Raw genomic sequence first — 15411 nt, 5'->3', positions numbered from 1 at the left:
CGCCGCACCCGCAGGCACGAACGCGAGCATGCGCAGCAACGCCATTTCGAAACCGACGCGCGGTGTCGGGGCGAGCGGCAGGTCGCGGCGGCCGGTCACGGCCATCTGGTACCAGAGCTGCACGTCCTGCGCGGACAGGCGCGAGGCGAGCCCGCCGGGTTCGTCCTCGTCCTCTCCGGCGTCGGGCACGAGCTGCCGCAGCTGCACCCGGTGCAGCAACCCGGCGAGTTCGTCGAGCACCTGGGCGAAATCGGGGGAAAAATCCGCGATGCGCTCGATCTCCCCGAGCAGCGCGGCCCCGTCTCCGGCGGCAAGGATCTCGAGCAGCACGCGCACCTTCGCGCGCTCGACCGTCCCGAGCATTGCGTGTACCTCGTGCGCGTTGAGCGTGCCGCCGCCGTGCGCGATCGCCTGGTCGAGTAGCGAGAGGCCGTCGCGCAGCGAACCGTCCGCCGCGCGCGCGAGCACGTCGATGCCTTCGTCGTCGAAGGCGATCCGTTCGGCGCCGAGGATGTGGCGCATCTGTCCGCCGATCTGCTCCGGCGAAAGGCGCTTGAGGTTGAACTTGATGCAGCGCGACAGGACGGTGACCAGCAACTTCTGCGGATCGGTCGTCGCGAGCAGGAACTTCACGTGCTGCGGCGGCTCCTCGAGGATCTTCAGCAACGCGTTGAACGCCGGCTTGGACAACATGTGCACTTCGTCGATGAGGTACACCTTGTAGCGCCCGCGCGTCGGCGCATACATCGCGTTCTCGATGAGATCGCGCACGTTGTCGACGCCGGTGTTGCTGGCCGCGTCGATCTCGAGCAGGTCGACGAAGCGCCCCGCGTCGATCTCGGCGCACGCCGCGCATTCGCCGCACGGGTTGGAAGTCGGCCCCTTCTCGCAGTTGAGCGACTTGGCGAAGATGCGCGCGATCGTCGTCTTGCCCACGCCGCGCGTGCCGGTGAACAGGAACGCATGATGCAGGCGCCCGCTGTCGAGCGCATGGGTGAGCGCGCGCACCACGTGCTCCTGTCCGACGAGCTCGGAAAAGCGGCGCGGGCGCCATTTGCGCGCGAGGGCTTGGTAGGACATCGGAGATCCGCTGCTGGGTTCGCGATTGTAGCAACGCCGATGTTAGCGGACCGCGCGCGCTGCGGGCGTGGTGGACGATCGGAGGGTCCTGCGTAGCCGCGAAAGGAGCAGCACCGGACACGGCGAGTCCGGACCGTCCAGGATGGACGAGCTCGGACATCCAGACACGAGGGTGGCGGCTCCGCCAGCCGCATCCCGGCACCCGAATCACCAACTACGGCTGCTCCCTTCCGGGCCTGACCGGGTTTGCTGGTTATCGTCGCGGGAGAACCGACGGAGCCACCATGAACCTTGAACCGGGATCGCTCGTGCGAGCGATCGGAAAAATCTGGCGGAGAGGGCGGGATTCGAACCCGCGAAACGGTTTGACCCGTTTACACACTTTCCAGGCGTGCTCCTTCAACCACTCGGACACCTCTCCGTAAACTTGCTGGCAGGGGCGGGATTGTTCGGCGCCTCCTGCGCCTCACCCCTCGCTGCGCTCGGGGCCAGCCTGCGGCTGTCCCAATTCGTTCCCGACGAATTGGTCGAACCCGCGAAACGGTTTGACCCGTTTACACACTTTCCAGGCGTGCTCCTTCAACCACCCGGACACTTACCCGTAACGAACGCGGCGAAGCCGCCACCGCATGCGTGCCCGCCCGGCGGGTCGCGCAGGATACTAGCAGGTACATGCGCTTACAAGGCGCGTCGACGCGAGCGCCGTGCGTCAGGCGCCCTCGACCGGCCGGTTGTCCGGATGGAGCCAGCCCGATTCGCCGTCGACGTAGTGCTCGTTCTTCCAGATCGGCACGCGGCGCTTCACTTCGTCGATGATCCAACGGCATGCGTCGAACGCCTCGCCTCGATGGTCCGCGCTGACGCCGACCCAGACCGCGAGGTCGCCGACGGCGAGGCGTCCGACGCGATGCACGCAGCGTGCCTCGCGCACGCGGAAGCGCGCGAGCGCTTCGGCGAGGATCGCTTCGCCTTCGGCGAGGGCGAGCGCCGGATAGGCCTGGTAGTCGAGCTGCCGGACGCTGCGGCCATCGTTGTGGTCGCGCACCCAGCCCTCGAAGGCCGCGTATGCGCCGGCGGCGGCATGGTCGAGCGCCGGACGCTCGGTGGCGACGTCGATGCGGTCGTCGCTGAGGCGGAAACGTCGGGTCGTCATGCGCGAGCTTCTCAACCCCCGCTCACCGGCGGCACGAACACGACCTCGTCGCCCGCTGCGAGTGCATGGTCCCAGCCGACGAACGCGCCGTTGACGGCGACGCGCAGGCGTTCGGCGGCGAACGCGAAGCCATGCGCGGCGGCGACCTCGACGTACAGTTCGCGCGGCGTGCGCGCCGCACTGTCGCGGGTCTCCTCGGTACGCCCCGCGCGGTCGGCGAGGCTCGCGAAATACAGCAGCTTGACGTTCATCGCGTGCGCCCCGCGCGCACGTCGCGCTTGCCGCCGCGCTTCTCGACCAGGCGTACCTCGCCGATGACGATCTCGTGCGACAGCGCCTTGCACATGTCGTAGACGGTGAGCGCGGCGACGCTGGCACCGGTCAGCGCCTCCATCTCCACGCCGGTCTTGTGATGGAGCGCGACCGTGCAGCGCACGAGCAGGTCGTCCTCGCCGTCGAACGCGATGTCGATGCGGCAATGCTCGACCGGCAACGGGTGACAGAACGGGATGAGCTCGTGCGTGCGTTTCACTGCCATCGTGCCCGCGATGATCGCGGTGTCGATGACCGGTCCCTTGGCCGACTGCATGCCCTGCGCACGCAACGCGCGCGCGACCGCGGGCGGGAAGCGCACGCGCGCCTGCGCGCTCGCCTCACGGCGCGTGACCGCCTTCGTGCCGACGTCGACCATGCGCGGCCGGCCCTGCGCGTCGACGTGCGTGAGCTTCGCCATTCAGCCTCCGATCGAATACATCTCGACGCGCTCCCGCTGCGCGAGCGTCGCTTCGCTGCGTGCCTCGCTGTAACGGTCTTCGCGCGCGTTCCACACCGCGCCGACGAGGCCGGCGAGCGTAGCCTCGTCCGCCCCCGATCGCAGCGGCGTGCGCAGGTCGCAGCCCGTGGCCGCGAACAGGCAGGTGTAGAGGCGGCCGTCCGCCGACAGGCGCGCGCGCGAGCAGTCGCCGCAGAACGGCTCGCTCACCGAGCTGATGAAGCCGATCTCGCCGCCGCCGTCGGCGAACGCCCAGCGTCGCGCGACTTCGCCGCCATAGTTGGGTTCCAGTTCGACCAGCGGCCAGCGCGCGTCGATGCGCGCGCGCAGTTCCGCACTCGGCACGACGAGGTCGCGGCGCCAGTCGTTGCAGGTGCCGACGTCCATGTATTCGATCAGACGGACGATGTGGCCGCTGCCGCGGAAATGCTCGAGCAGGTCGAGCACCTGGCCGTCGTTGGTGCCGCGCATGACGACGCAGTTGATCTTGAGCCGCGCGAATCCCGCGCGTTCGGCCGCGGCGATCGCGCCGAGCACGTCGGCGACCTCGCCGCGACCGCCCGACATCGCGCGGAACGTGGCCGGGTCGAGCGTGTCGAGGCTGATCGTGATGCGGCCCAGTCCCGCTTCGCGCAGCGCTTCGACGCGCGCGGCGAGCAGGCTGCCGTTGGTCGTGAGCGCGACATCGTCGATGCCAGGGACGTGCGCGAGCGCGCGCACGAGCACGGGCAGCTCGCGCCGCAGCAGCGGTTCGCCGCCGGTCAGGCGCAGCTTGCGCACGCCGAGACCGGCGAACACGCGTGCAAGCCGCTCGATCTCCTCGAAGCGCAGTCGCTCGGCCTTGCCGAGGAATTCGTGGTCGCGCGGGTACTGGTCTTCCGGCATGCAGTACGGGCAGCGGAAGTTGCAGCGATCGATCACCGAGATGCGCAGGTCGTGCAGGCGGCGCCCGCGCCGGTCGGCCGGCGATGTGGCGTCCACGCGCACCGGGATCGGCGCACCCATCAGGCTGCCCCCGGCAGCGCGCGCGACAGCGGCGGCGCGAGCGCGACGAGGTCACCACGGCGCGCCGCACGCAGGCCGTGCCGTTCCATCGCGACCGCGTCCGCCTCGCTCGCGTAGTGATAGAGCATGAAGCGCCGCCGGAGCTCGGGCGGGTACTCGCGCTCGAGATCGTCGAGGCCCGTGTGCGAAGGATTGCCGTGCAACGCGCAGTCGTGCGCGACCAGTTCGCCGTTCGCCGCGTGCACGGCGAGCATCTCGGGCACCGGGCGCGTGTCGCCGGTCCAGACGAAGCTGCCCGCGAGCGCGAGGCCGAACGACGTGTTGGGCGCGTGGTGCCGCGTTGCGAACACGTCGAACCAGAGGCCGTCGCACCAGAAACCGCGCGAACACGGCACGAGCCGGAAACTGTCCCAGAAATTGGCGCCGCCCTCGGCGAGCACTTCCGGATAGTCCGCCACGCGCGCCTGCAGCAACGGCACCAGCGCTGCGTGCGCGTACACGCGCAAGTGGCCGCGCAGCGCATCGTCGAAGAACGTGCGGTAGAACAGCCGCTCGAGCCCGGCGACGTGGTCCATGTGCGTGTGGGTCACATAGAGCGCCCGCGGCGGGGCACCGTAGCGGTCGAGATAGGCCGACAGCGCTTCCGCACCGCAGTCGATCATGAGGAGCGGCTCGCCGTCGCGCTCGAGCACCGCGCAGGCCGATCCGAGTTCCGGCGCCTGCGCGCTGCCGACGCCGAGGAAGCGCAGCGCGAGGTTCATGACGTCGCCCCCGGCGCAGCGAGCGCGCGCTGTGCCATCGCATCGTGATACGCGGCGAGCAGCGGATGCCAGAAACGCGCTTCGAACCCGTCGAACCGACGCGCGCCGAGCTTGAGCAGCGAACGCAGCAGGCGCGCGATATTGCCCTGCTGCCACGCGAGGCGCGGCGCACGGACGCGGCCGCGGTCGAAGTCGATCACGCTGATCGCGTCGTCGGCACCGACGAGGATGTTGTGCGCGTTGAGGTCCGCATGCCACGCGCCGGCGGCATGGAAACGCGCGATCGTGCGACCCACGCGCTGCGCGAGCGACGCGTCGAGGCGGCCCTGCGCGAGGCGCGCGGCGAGCGTCTCGGTGCCGTCGATGCGCCGCGTGAGCAGGTCCGCCCGGTAGGTGAGGCCGTGGCGGCGGAAGCAGGCGGCCACCGGCGGCGCCACCGGCAGCTGCTGGTTCGCGAGGCGCGCGAGCAAGCGGAATTCGCGGAACGCGCGCGTGCGCTCGGCACCGGTCCACAGATAGCGATCGGCGCTGACGCGCGCCGCGAGACCGCCGCGCCGGTAGTGACGCAAGGCGCACGCGCCGACCGGCGTCTCGACGAAGCATACGGCACCGCGCCCGCCCGCCGCCCGGCCGAGCGCGCCCCAGCGGGCGGCGTCGAACCAGTCCGCGGTCGGCGTCGCGCCGAGCGCCGCGTCGTAGACGATCGCGCCGTCGGCCGTCGATTGAACTTGCGCCTCGATCATGCGTCTGCCAAGTTTCCACCTCTTGCGCCCGACCCGGCGCGCATCGTCTGCAGATGGTAGCAAGCACCGCATGGAACAAGTTGCAACGGCCGGCACCGAGCCCGCTTCCCTCTGCCTCCTGCGCACGTCCGCGATCGGCGACGTCACCCACGTCGTGCCGATGGTGCGCACGTTGCAGGCGCACGGGCCGGACACGCGCCTCACCTGGCTCATCGGCAAGCTCGAGCACAAGCTCGTCGGCGACCTGCCCGGGGTCGAGTTCATCGTTTTCGACAAGCACGCGGGTCGTGCCGGCCACCGCGCCGTGCGCGAGCAGCTCGCTGGCCGCCGCTTCGACGCGCTCCTGCACATGCAGGTCGCGCTACGCTCTAACCTGCTCAGCCTGAGCGTCAAGGCGCCGCTGCGCATCGGCTACGACCGCGCCCGCTCGAAGGACCTGCACGGCCTGTTCGTGAATTGCCGCATTGCCGCACGCCGGGGCCAGCACGTACTCGACGCGATGGCGAGCTTCCTCGAGCCGCTCGGCCTGCACCAGACCCAGGTGCGTTGGGACATCCCGATTCCCGCCGAGGCCCATGCGTTCGCCGAACGCCACTTGCCGGGCGACACGCCGACCCTGGTCGTGAGCCCCGTGTCGAGCCACCGCCTGCGCAACTGGCGGCCCGAGCGTTACGCGGCCGTCATGGATCATGCCGCGCTCGCGCTCGGCTGGCGCGTCGCCCTGTGCGGCGGCCCGAGCGCGTTCGAACGCGAATTCGCCGACGCGATCCTCGCCCATGCGCGCATGCGGCCGCTCGACCTCGTCGGCAAGGACACGCTCAAGCAGCTGCTCGCGCTGTTGCAGCGCGCGACGCTGGTGCTGTGCCCCGACTCCGGGCCGATGCACATGGCGAACGCGGTCGGCACGCGCGTGCTCGGCCTGCACGCGGCGAGCAATCCCGAGCGTTCGGGCCCCTACTCCGACCGGCGCTGGTGCGTCGACCGTTACGACGCGGCCGCGCGCAAGTTCCGCCGCAAGCCGGCCGACGCGTTGGCGTGGGGCACCAAGCTCGAGTTCCCGGGCGTGATGGACCTCATCGAGGTCGACGACGCGATCGAGCGGCTCGTGGCATTCGACGCGCAACGCCGCGCCCCGGCCGAGCGCGCCTGATCGGTTGTATTGGCAGGCCGACCCACGTATCATCCGCGGCCCATTCCGAGGCGCCCTGCGCGACGGCATGCGCCCTGAGCGTGGGGTGAGCATCAGGATGATGCGAGCAATGCGCCGGCGAGGATTCGACCCTCGCATCGCCGGCAGGTTTCGTGGAGAGGTGGCAGAGTGGTCGAATGCGCCGGATTCGAAATCCGGTTTACGGTTATGCCGTAACGTGGGTTCGAATCCCACCCTCTCCGCCAGTTCGATGAAGGGGCCGCTCGGCCCCTTCTTCGTTTCCGGCGCCGGCCATGTCGGCGCCCCGCGACAGCGAGCGAGCCATGAGCACGATTTCCACCCCGGTCTCCTTCGGCGAGCTGATCGACAAGATCACGATCCTCGAGATCAAGGCCGAGCAGATCCGCGATCCGGCGAAACTCGCCAACGTGCGCACCGAGCTCGACCTGCTCGGCGCGACGTGGGCCGCGCACCCGGCATCGAAGACCGACATTGCCGACGAACGCGCGCGCCTGCGCGCGGTGAACCAGGCGCTATGGGACATCGAGGACCGCATCCGCCTCAAGGAAAAGGCGAAGTCGTTCGACGCCGGGTTCATCGAGCTCGCGCGCGCGGTCTACTTCCGCAACGACGAGCGCGCCGCGGTCAAGCGCGAGATCAACGAAAAGCTCGGCTCGACCCTCGTCGAGGAAAAGTCGTACCAGGATTATCGCTGACGCGGCCGCCGCTTCGAGCGGCGACGCAGGCCTCCCGGCGTTCTCGGGTCGTCGGATTCGATCCAGCCCGATGTTCGCGCGCGCCGGGCACACCGGCAGTGGCTGCCCTCGGCCTAGTGCATGGCGCCGGCCAACTCGGCCGCGAACGCACGCGTGCGTGGGTGCGCCTCGCCGTACACGCGCCGGTAGGTCGCGAGCGCTTCGTCGCGGAGTGAGCGCGCCTCGCCCGGAGCGCTGCGGTCGACGAGGTCGGCCAGCAGGCGATCCACTTCAGCCATGCGCACGCTGCCCGCCTCGCTGCCGGCCGCCAGCCGCGCGCGTGCCGCTCGCGCGAGCTTCTCTCCCTCCTCGCGCCCGCCGCGCGCGCCGAGCACGGCGCCGTATGCCGCGTCGGCCCAGGCGAGGAACGCGAGGTCGTCGGCGGAATGGGCGAGGTCGGCGCGGCTGTCGGCGAGCGTCTGCAGCGCCGCTGCGTCGCCGGCGCGCCATTCGGCGAGGCCGAGCATGAGCTTGGTGCGCCCGCGCCGCGGCACCCTGGATGCGTCCATGATCGAACGCGCTTCGCGCAGGTGCTCGATCGCGGCGGCGTCGTCGCCCGCGTAGTACTCGGCCGTGCCGAGCGCGGACAGCGGTATCGCGATCATCGCCGCGCCGGGTTGCAGCGTCGCGCGCGCCTGCGCGACGGTCCCGGCGAGTGTCGCCACGGCGGCGTCGAGGTGGCCCGTATACAGTTGCGCGAGGCCGAGTACGTTGTCGACGTAGATCGCGCGCGCATGGCCGCTGCCGAGCGTGCGCTCGAGCATCGCATGCGCGCGCGTGGCGAGTTCTTCCGCCTGCGCGAACCGCTCTTGGTAGAGCGCATCGCTGGCGAGGTTCATGAGGTCCATCGCGATGTCCGGGCTTTCCGGTCCTTCGGCGGCGGTGCGCTCGGCGAGTGCGGCTTCGTGCATGCGCTGCGCCTCGATCCGGTCGCCGGCCAGGTTGGCCATCTTGGCGAGCCCGGTGAGCGCCTCGATGCGCTCCCTGCCGTAGGACGGGCCGGCATCGCGCAGGATCGCGTAGGCCTGCTGGTACGCCGCGCGTGCGGCATCGGTATCGCCGCTCTCGCTCGCGGCGAGGGCGAGGTTGCCGAGCGCGACCCCGACCTGCGGCGCGTCGTCGCCGTGCAAGACGCGCAATTGCGCGACGCTGCGCGCGAGCAGCTCGCGCGCGAGCTTCGGTTCGCCGACGCGCGTGAGCACGTTCGCGATCGTCGCGCGCAGGTCCGCCTGCACGTCGGGCGCGTCGGCGAACTCGCTGTCGATTCGCTGGGCCGCGTTGCGCAGCAGTTCGACCGGCGTCTTGCCGCCGCGTTGCGGCTGGTACGGATTGGCGTCGGTGAACAGCGCGGTGAGGAACGCCTGTGCGTGCCCGGCGCGTGCGGCCATGCGCGTCGCGCGCTGCGCCTGCCACACCGCGACCGCAGCGACGGCGAGCAGCGCCGCGAGCGCGATCGCGGCGACCGCTACGGCGGCGCGATGGCGGCGCGCGAAGCGCGTCGCCGTGTAGACGAGTCCCGGCCGTGCGATCGTCAGGGGCCGGTCGTCGCGCCACCGTTGCAGGTCCTCACGCAACAGCGCGACCGATGCGTAGCGCCGCGCCGGCTCGTGCGCGATCGCATGGGCGATGACGCGACCGAGATCGCCGCGCAACAGGCGCGGTGCGCTGCGCGGCTCGGCCGTGGCGGCGTGCGTGCGCGACGCCGTGGTCGCGGCGCGGCGCGCGAGTTCGGTGGTGGTCCAGTCGGCGTCGGAGCGGCCTTCCAGCGTCGGCAGGCGCTGGCCGCTGACGAGTTCGAACAGCAGCAGGCCGAGTGCGTGGACGTCGGTCGCCGTGCTGGCCCGATCGCCGCGCAGCTGCTCGGGCGCGGCGTACTCGGGCGTGAACACGCGCGTCGCCGGCGCATGCTCGCTGTCGGCATCGAGCACGAGCGCAATGCCGAAGTCGAGCAGCTTGACCACGCCATCGGCACCGACGAGTACGTTCGACGGCTTGAGGTCGCGATGCACGACGAGCTGCGCGTGCGCGTGCGCGACCGCGGCGCAGACCTGGTCGAACAGCAGTACGCGTGCGGCGATGTCGAGCGCATGGCGCTCGCAGTAGTCGAGCAGCGGCTCGCCGTCGACGTACTCCATCGCGAGCCAGGCGCGCGCGCCGTCGATGCCGGCGTCGACGAACCCGGTGATGTTCGGATGCGCGAGCGCGGCGAGTACCCGGCGCTCGCGCGCGGCGAGCCCGGCCACCCGTGCGGCATCGCCGTCGAGCAGCTTGAGCGCGACGTGCTGCACGAAGTCGGCGCCGCGGCGTTCGGCGAGGTAGACCACGCCCATGCCGCCGCTGCCGATACGCCGCACGAGGCGGAACGGACCGAAGCGACGATCCGGCGGCGGGTCCGCCTCGAACGCCGGCAGCAGCCGCTGCAGCGACGCGTCGATCGCGTCCGTGCGCGCGCGCTGCTCGGAGGAGACGAGTTCACGGGCGGACGCCGCAAGCGCAGGTTCGCTCGCGGCGAGCCGGACCAGGGCTTCGTCGCGCTCTTCGGCGGGCATCGCGTCGAGTCGATCGACGAAGGCGCGCAGGGCGCGCCACCGCTCCGCGTCGAACAGCGGCGGCGGTACGGGCTCGCTCATGCGGGGGCGCGCCGGACGCGCTGTTCGTGGTCGGGGTCGGGATGGTGCGGCACGCGGCATCCTGTCGGTCGGCGGCTCCATCATCGCATTCCGGCGCGGCGCCGGCGCGCCGTCGGCGAACGAGCGATCCGCGGAATCGTTACGCATGCGCGGCCCGCCGAGTCGACGTCGCGCCGGGCGGTGCGCGGCGGGCGTGCCGCGCGCTCGCCGGTTCATGCGGGAACGACGTTGGGCTCGCGTGCCGCCCTGCCCTACAAATCCCGCGCGACGCGGAAACCCACGCGCGCGCTGCGAGTGTCGGTGCGCGCGGCGATGCGGAACGCCGAACGCACCTGGTCGGGATCGCTGCCCCACGAACCGCCGCGCACGACGCGCCGCTCGCAGCCCGGATTCACCCACGCCGAGCTGTCGCGCGGGGCGCGCGTGTAGTTGTCGTGCCAGCAGTCCTCGACCCATTCCGACACATTGCCCTCCATGTCGAACAGGCCATAGCGGTTGGCGGCGAAGCTGCGCACCGGTGCCGGCCCCCAGTAGCCGTCGCTGTAGTGCGGGAACGCGCTCGTCCAGCTGCGCCTGCTCGGCGAGCGATCGCCTTCGCCCGTGAAGTTGCCGACCACGCGATCCGGATCGCCGTCGCCCCAGCTGTAGCGCATCGTCGAACCCGCGCGGGCTGCATACTCGAACTCGGCCTCGGTCGGCAGGCGATAGTGCTTGCCCGTACGCGCCGACAGCCATTCGAGGTAGGCGTTGGCATCGTTCCAGGACACGTTGATGACCGGCAAGTTGTCGCCTGCGCGCTCGCCGCGGTAGTCGTTGCGCCAGCTCATGCCGCGACGGTCGGCGATGCGCCCGGAGCTTTCCTCGTAGACGGTGGCCGAGCCGAGCTTCTCGGCGTCGCTGACGTACTTCGTCGCGGCGACGAACTCGCGGAACTGGCCGACCGTGACCTCGCCCTGGCCGAGCGCGAAGCCGACCGCGATGCGCACGCGCCGCTGCGGTTCCTCGTCGTCCTGGTGGCCCGCCTCGTCGGCCGGCGAACCCATCACGAACTGGCCGGTGGGCACCACCACGAGCGCTGGCGCGGTGCCGGCGACGTCGAGGAAGCGGTCGCGGATGACTTCGCCCGGCGCGAGGCTCGCGTACAGGCGCGCATTGCGCAGCCGCAGGTTGAACTCGTCGATGCCGGCGAGATCGGGGCTGATCCCCAGCGCGCGCCGGGCGAGCTGGTCGGCGAGATCCGCGTTGCCCGAGTCGAGCGCCGAGCGCGCCTGCGCGAGCACGGTCTCCGCGCGCTGGCGACGGATGCCGTCGACGCGCGAGCGCGTCTCGAGCAGCGCCTGCGAACCCGGGCGAATCGCCGACGCGGTCGCGAGCGTCGCATCGGCGCCCGTGAAGTCGTCCTGCGCGGCCTGGGCGAGCGCGCGATCGAGGAACGCGCGCTCGATCGTCGCGAGCCCCGCGTCGGCGAGACGGTTGCCCGGATCGAGCTTCATCACCTCACGGTACGTCGCGAGCGCATTGTCGCGATCGTCGCCGGTCAGCTTGCCCGCCTTCACCTGTTCCGCGGCGTCGGCGAGCAGCGGCACGATCTGGTGCAGGGTCTTCACGCGCGCGCGCAGCGCAGCCAGTTCGTCGTCCGTGTGCGGCAGGTCGACGAACGCCGCTAGGTAGCGCTGCGCGGCCGGCTCGTCGCCGCGTTCGACCGCGGCGAGCGCCCAGTCGCGCAAGGCGCCGCCGATGCGCTCGAGCGCCGCTTCCGCATCGACGTTGTTCGGCGCGGCGACGAGCACCTCGCGATAGAGCGCGACCGCGTTCGCGTTCTTCGGCTCGAACAGTGCCCCCTTCTCCTCCGCGCTGCGCGCGCGCTTGAGCAAGGCGGTCACTTCCTTCGTCGTCGCGACCGGCGGGCCCATGCGCACCGCGTCCGCGAACGAGGTGCCGACGTCCGGCTCGCCCGTCCCGGTCGGCGCCGGCACCGTGGTCGATGCGGGGCGCACGGCCGACCACGTACCCGACGGAACGTGCAGGCCCGGCTGGCTCGCGGCGAGCTGTTCCTGCGAGGGCGGCTGGACGTGCAGCACGCCGGGGAAGAAACGGTAGAGGAGAGCGAACGCGAGCAGCGCGATGCCGGCGGCTCCGCCGAGGGTGTGCTGCTTGCGTGCGACTTCGGTACCGGGCATCGTGGTTCGATTATCGACGCTCGCAGCCGCGCGGTGAAGCCCGCGCGGCGGCCGCATCATCTCCGGTACAGACAGGAGTTCCACGCTTGGCCGAATGGATCGAACACGCCGACGCACTGCATCGCCTGCTCACCGACGCGCCCGCGCAGGTCGGCCTCGACACCGAATTCATGCGCACCGACACGTTCCTGCCACGGCTCGCGCTCGTGCAGGTGCAGGTGGGCGCGCACGTCGCGCTGGTCGACCCGACCGCGGCGGCGGTCGATCCGGCACCGCTCGCGCGCGTGCTCGCCGACCCCGCCCGGACGATCGTCATGCACAGCGCCGGCGAGGACCTCGAAGCGCTCGCGACCTGGAACTGCACGATCGCGCGCCTGTTCGACACGCAGATCGCCGCCGCGTTCGCCGGCCTCGGCGCCGGCCTCGGCTACCAGCGGCTCGTGCGCGAAGCCACCGGGGTCGAGCTGCCGAAGGCCGAGACGCGTTCGGACTGGCTGCGACGTCCGCTCAGCCCGCAGCAGCTCGACTACGCCGAACAGGATGTCGCGCACCTGCCGGAGCTGCATGCGCAGTTGACCGGCCGCCTCGTCACGCGTGGGTACCTCGACTGGTTCGAGCAGGAATGCGACCGCCTGCTCGAACGCGCGCGCAACCGCGAGCCCGATCCCGAACCGCAACTCGGCCTGCGCGGCGCGGCCGACTGGCCGCGCGACGCGCAGGCCCTGCTGCGTCGCGTGCTGCGCTGGCGCGAGACGACCGCGCGCGCGATCGACCGGCCGCGCTCGTGGCTGGTCGACGACGCCCACGCGCTCGACCTCGTCGCACGCGTGCCGCGCGATGCGAACGAGCTCGCCGAGCGCACCAAGGGCCTGCGCGCGTTGCGCAGCGCGCAGCGCGCGGACCTGCTCGACGTGCTGCGCGCGCCGCTCGCGCCGGAAGAGCGCGAGTTCATGCCGATCCCGCGTGCACCCGACGCGCGCGACAAGCAGGTGATCGCGGCGATGAAGGAGGCAGTCGTCGCGCGAGCCGCCGAACTGGACCTCCCCGACGGCCTGCTCTGCGCGCGCCGCCACCTCGAATCCCTGCTCGCGACGCGTCGCTGGCCCGCCGCGCTCGAAGGCTGGCGCCGCGACGTGCTGCACGATGCCCTCATGGACCGCCTCCCGTAGGGCGGTACGCGCAAAGCGCGTGCCGCCGAAGCGCCACGAATGGGCGGCGGGACTCGCCGCTTGCGCGGCTCGACCCGGCCTACGCGGCCGCTGCCGCCTGCGCGGCCGCCGCTCGCGAAGCCTCGCGGCTGAAGCCGCTTCCTCGAGAGCGCCAGCGCGACGCACCACGGAACGCTCGCCGCTTGCGTGGCTGGCCCCTCCCCTTCATGGCCGGTGCGTGCGTGGGCGTCTCCCGACGAAGTGCTACGGGTCCAGCGCGGTCATCGACGTCGCCATCGGTGCGAAACGCCGCTTGACAGCCCCCCGGTTCCTCCCGGCAGACTCGGCCCCATGAACGCACGTCGCCTCCAAGCCCCGACGGACCGCGCGGTTTCCACGCGCGGCGCGGGCGCGTGCACGACGGCGATCGCCGCGATCCGCACGATTGCGACGGTCACGACCACCTCCACGACGTCGACGACGTTCGTGGTACGGGTGCCCGCGCGCGACTGATCCATCAACGCAACGGCCCCGTCCCTCGCAAGGGAACCGGGCCGACGCGATCCGCCCGACGCCCTCGCAGCGGGGCCTCCGACCGGAGGCTCACGATGTCCCGCAACGCTCCCGCCGTTCCCACCGCCTCGGCCGATGCCGGCGCCGCGCCGTACGCCGCGCACAAGTTCGGCGGGTCGAGCCTCGCCGACGCCGGCTGCTTTCGCCGCGTCGCCGCGATCCTTGCCGCACAACCCGGCCCGCGGCAGCTCGTCGTGGTGTCCGCGATGCGCGGCACGACCGACGCGTTGATCGCACTCGTCGACGCCGCCGTGCGCGGCGGCGACGGCTGGAAGGCAGGGTACGCGACCTTGCGCGAGCGCCATCTCGCGACGGCGCGCGACCTGCTCGGCGCCGACGCCGGCGCGACGCTCGCCTGGCTCGGCGACGCGTTCGGCGAGCTCGCGAACCTGCTCGCCGCGCTCGCCGTGCTCGGCACGCCGAACCACGAGGCGGCCGAGGCGATCCAGGGCCTCGGCGAGGTCTGGTCGGCGCGCCTGCTCGCCGACCTGCTCGCGCACGACGGGCGCGCGTGCGCCTGCCTCGATGCGCGCGACGTCCTCGTCGTCGGCCACGGCGAGCTGGGCGCGATCGTCGACTGGGACGCGAGCGGCGCGCGCTTCGCCGACTGGCGCGCGCAGCACGCGCGACCGTGGCTGGTCGTGACCGGCTTCGTCGCGCGCACGCGCGAAGGCCGCGCGACGGTGCTCGGCCGCAACGGCAGCGATTACTCGGCCGCGATCTTCGCGGCGCTCGCGGGCGCGAGCGAACTCACGCTCTGGGGCGACACCGACGGCGTGCTGTCGGCCGACCCGCGTCTCGTCCCCGATGCGATACCGCTCGCCGCACTCAGCTACGACGAGGCGTGCGAGCTCGCCTACTTCGGCGCCAAGGTGATCCATCCACAGACGCTGACGCCGGTCATCGCGCGCGGCCTGCCGGTGCGCATCCGCAATACGTTCCGCCCCGGCCATGCGGGCACGACGATCGGAAGGGGCGTCCGCGGCGACGCGCGCTCGCCCGTGAAGGGCCTCAGCGCGGTGCGCGAGCTCGCCGTGCTCACGCTCGAAGGCGCCGGCATGATCGGCGTGCCCGGCACCGCGGAACGCGCGTTCGGCGCGCTGCATGCGGCGAGCGTGTCAGTCGTGATGATCTCCCAGGGCTCCTCGGAGCATTCGATCTGCTGCGTCGTGCGCGAGGCCGACGCCGCGCGCGCGGACGCCGCGTTGCGGCGCGCGTTCGTCGCCGAACTCGCGCGCGGCGAGATCGCGAGCGTCGGCGTCGCCGCAGGCATCAGCGTCCTCGCCGCGGTCGGCGACGGCATGACCGGGCAGCCGGGTGTCGCCGCGCGCCTGTTCGGCGCGCTCGCGCGCTGCGGCATCAACATCCGCGCGATCGCGCAGGGTGCGTCGGAGCGGAACATCTCGGTCGCGGTCGCCGCCGCCGACACCGCGCGCGCACTGCGCGCCGCGCACGCGGCGT

At 71.8% G+C, this 15411-nt stretch carries 13 protein-coding genes, 3 tRNA genes and 1 other RNA gene; 5 read left to right on the top strand and 12 right to left on the bottom strand.

The window, feature by feature from the left end:
- The 10 genes from dnaX to VI238_RS02405 all read right to left on the bottom strand — a co-directional run.
- Positions 1-1080: DNA polymerase III subunit gamma/tau (gene dnaX, locus VI238_RS02450; protein WP_331648076.1), on the bottom strand; the 1080-nt coding region annotated here is incomplete at its 3' end.
- Positions 1081-1259: 179 nt separating this feature from the next.
- Positions 1260-1356, bottom strand: an RNA gene (gene ffs / locus VI238_RS02445) — signal recognition particle sRNA small type.
- A gap of 53 nt (positions 1357-1409) precedes the next feature.
- Positions 1410-1501: transfer RNA gene (locus VI238_RS02440), tRNA-Ser, on the bottom strand.
- A gap of 10 nt (positions 1502-1511) precedes the next feature.
- Positions 1512-1681, bottom strand: a tRNA-Ser gene (locus tag VI238_RS02435).
- A 108-nt stretch (positions 1682-1789) separates the two neighbouring features.
- Positions 1790-2233 (bottom strand): molybdenum cofactor biosynthesis protein MoaE, encoded by a 444-nt coding sequence (locus VI238_RS02430; protein ID WP_331648071.1) that lies wholly within the window; start codon positions 2231-2233, stop codon positions 1790-1792.
- A gap of 11 nt (positions 2234-2244) precedes the next feature.
- Complete coding sequence (locus tag VI238_RS02425; RefSeq protein WP_331648069.1) at positions 2245-2484, bottom strand: MoaD/ThiS family protein; 240 nt, start codon at positions 2482-2484, stop codon at positions 2245-2247.
- On the bottom strand, positions 2481-2966 hold the full coding sequence (gene moaC / locus VI238_RS02420) for a cyclic pyranopterin monophosphate synthase MoaC (protein WP_331648067.1): 486 nt from the start codon (positions 2964-2966) through the stop codon (positions 2481-2483). Before moaC ends, VI238_RS02425 begins: the two co-directional genes overlap by 4 nt.
- The gene (gene moaA, locus VI238_RS02415) at positions 2967-4010 is read right to left on the bottom strand and encodes a GTP 3',8-cyclase MoaA (protein WP_331648065.1); all 1044 of its coding nucleotides are present in this window, start codon (positions 4008-4010) and stop codon (positions 2967-2969) included.
- Complete coding sequence (locus VI238_RS02410) at positions 4010-4771, bottom strand: MBL fold metallo-hydrolase (RefSeq protein ID WP_331648063.1); 762 nt, start codon at positions 4769-4771, stop codon at positions 4010-4012. The genes moaA and VI238_RS02410 overlap by 1 nt, the downstream gene beginning before the upstream one ends.
- Positions 4768-5514, bottom strand: coding sequence for a 3-deoxy-D-manno-octulosonic acid kinase (locus tag VI238_RS02405; RefSeq protein WP_331648062.1), 747 nt, complete (start codon positions 5512-5514; stop codon positions 4768-4770). The genes VI238_RS02410 and VI238_RS02405 overlap by 4 nt, the downstream gene beginning before the upstream one ends.
- A gap of 70 nt (positions 5515-5584) precedes the next feature.
- Between VI238_RS02405 and VI238_RS02400 the strand changes: the two genes are divergently transcribed.
- The 3 genes from VI238_RS02400 (at position 5585) to VI238_RS02390 (ending at position 7380) form a co-directional block, all read left to right on the top strand.
- Positions 5585-6664: a glycosyltransferase family 9 protein gene (locus tag VI238_RS02400; RefSeq protein ID WP_331648060.1), complete on the top strand. Its 1080-nt coding sequence runs from the start codon at positions 5585-5587 to the stop codon at positions 6662-6664.
- 154 nt (positions 6665-6818) lie between these two features.
- Positions 6819-6909, top strand: a tRNA-Ser gene (locus VI238_RS02395).
- A 78-nt stretch (positions 6910-6987) separates the two neighbouring features.
- Positions 6988-7380, top strand: coding sequence for a DUF6165 family protein (locus VI238_RS02390; protein ID WP_331648058.1), 393 nt, complete (start codon positions 6988-6990; stop codon positions 7378-7380).
- 113 nt (positions 7381-7493) lie between these two features.
- On the opposite strand, the gene VI238_RS02385 is transcribed toward VI238_RS02390, so the two are convergent.
- Both VI238_RS02385 and VI238_RS02380 read right to left on the bottom strand, forming a co-directional pair.
- The gene (locus VI238_RS02385; RefSeq protein WP_331648055.1) at positions 7494-10049 is read right to left on the bottom strand and encodes a serine/threonine-protein kinase; all 2556 of its coding nucleotides are present in this window, start codon (positions 10047-10049) and stop codon (positions 7494-7496) included.
- Positions 10050-10300: 251 nt separating this feature from the next.
- Entirely contained in the window at positions 10301-12229 is a 1929-nt protein-coding gene (locus VI238_RS02380) for an SUMF1/EgtB/PvdO family nonheme iron enzyme (RefSeq protein ID WP_331648052.1), read from the bottom strand.
- Between the two features lie 86 nt (positions 12230-12315).
- Between VI238_RS02380 and VI238_RS02375 the strand changes: the two genes are divergently transcribed.
- Positions 12316-13398: a ribonuclease D gene (locus VI238_RS02375; protein WP_331648050.1), complete on the top strand. Its 1083-nt coding sequence runs from the start codon at positions 12316-12318 to the stop codon at positions 13396-13398.
- A 587-nt stretch (positions 13399-13985) separates the two neighbouring features.
- A partial coding sequence (locus VI238_RS02370) for an aspartate kinase (protein WP_331648048.1) occupies positions 13986-15411 on the top strand: 1426 nt, incomplete at its 3' end.

This window comes from Dokdonella sp. (assembly GCF_036518555.1).
In the GTDB taxonomy this organism is placed as follows: Bacteria; Pseudomonadota; Gammaproteobacteria; order Xanthomonadales; family Rhodanobacteraceae; genus Dokdonella_A.
The sequence above is the reverse complement of the archived record's forward strand: the minus strand, read 5'-3'. Positions and strand labels throughout refer to the sequence as shown.

Excerpts from the sequence above, each read along its gene's own strand:
- VI238_RS02430 (WP_331648071.1), bottom strand. The coding sequence starts at position 2,233 with ATGACGACCCGACGTTTCCGCCTCAGCGACGACCGCATCGACGTCGCC.
- VI238_RS02425 (WP_331648069.1), bottom strand. The coding sequence starts at position 2,484 with ATGAACGTCAAGCTGCTGTATTTCGCGAGCCTCGCCGACCGCGCGGGG.
- moaC (WP_331648067.1), bottom strand. The coding sequence starts at position 2,966 with ATGGCGAAGCTCACGCACGTCGACGCGCAGGGCCGGCCGCGCATGGTC.
- moaA (WP_331648065.1), bottom strand. The coding sequence starts at position 4,010 with ATGGGTGCGCCGATCCCGGTGCGCGTGGACGCCACATCGCCGGCCGAC.
- VI238_RS02410 (WP_331648063.1), bottom strand. The coding sequence starts at position 4,771 with ATGAACCTCGCGCTGCGCTTCCTCGGCGTCGGCAGCGCGCAGGCGCCG.
- VI238_RS02405 (WP_331648062.1), bottom strand. The coding sequence starts at position 5,514 with ATGATCGAGGCGCAAGTTCAATCGACGGCCGACGGCGCGATCGTCTAC.
- VI238_RS02400 (WP_331648060.1), top strand. The coding sequence starts at position 5,585 with ATGGAACAAGTTGCAACGGCCGGCACCGAGCCCGCTTCCCTCTGCCTC.
- VI238_RS02390 (WP_331648058.1), top strand. The coding sequence starts at position 6,988 with ATGAGCACGATTTCCACCCCGGTCTCCTTCGGCGAGCTGATCGACAAG.
- VI238_RS02385 (WP_331648055.1), bottom strand. The coding sequence starts at position 10,049 with ATGAGCGAGCCCGTACCGCCGCCGCTGTTCGACGCGGAGCGGTGGCGC.
- VI238_RS02380 (WP_331648052.1), bottom strand. The coding sequence starts at position 12,229 with ATGCCCGGTACCGAAGTCGCACGCAAGCAGCACACCCTCGGCGGAGCC.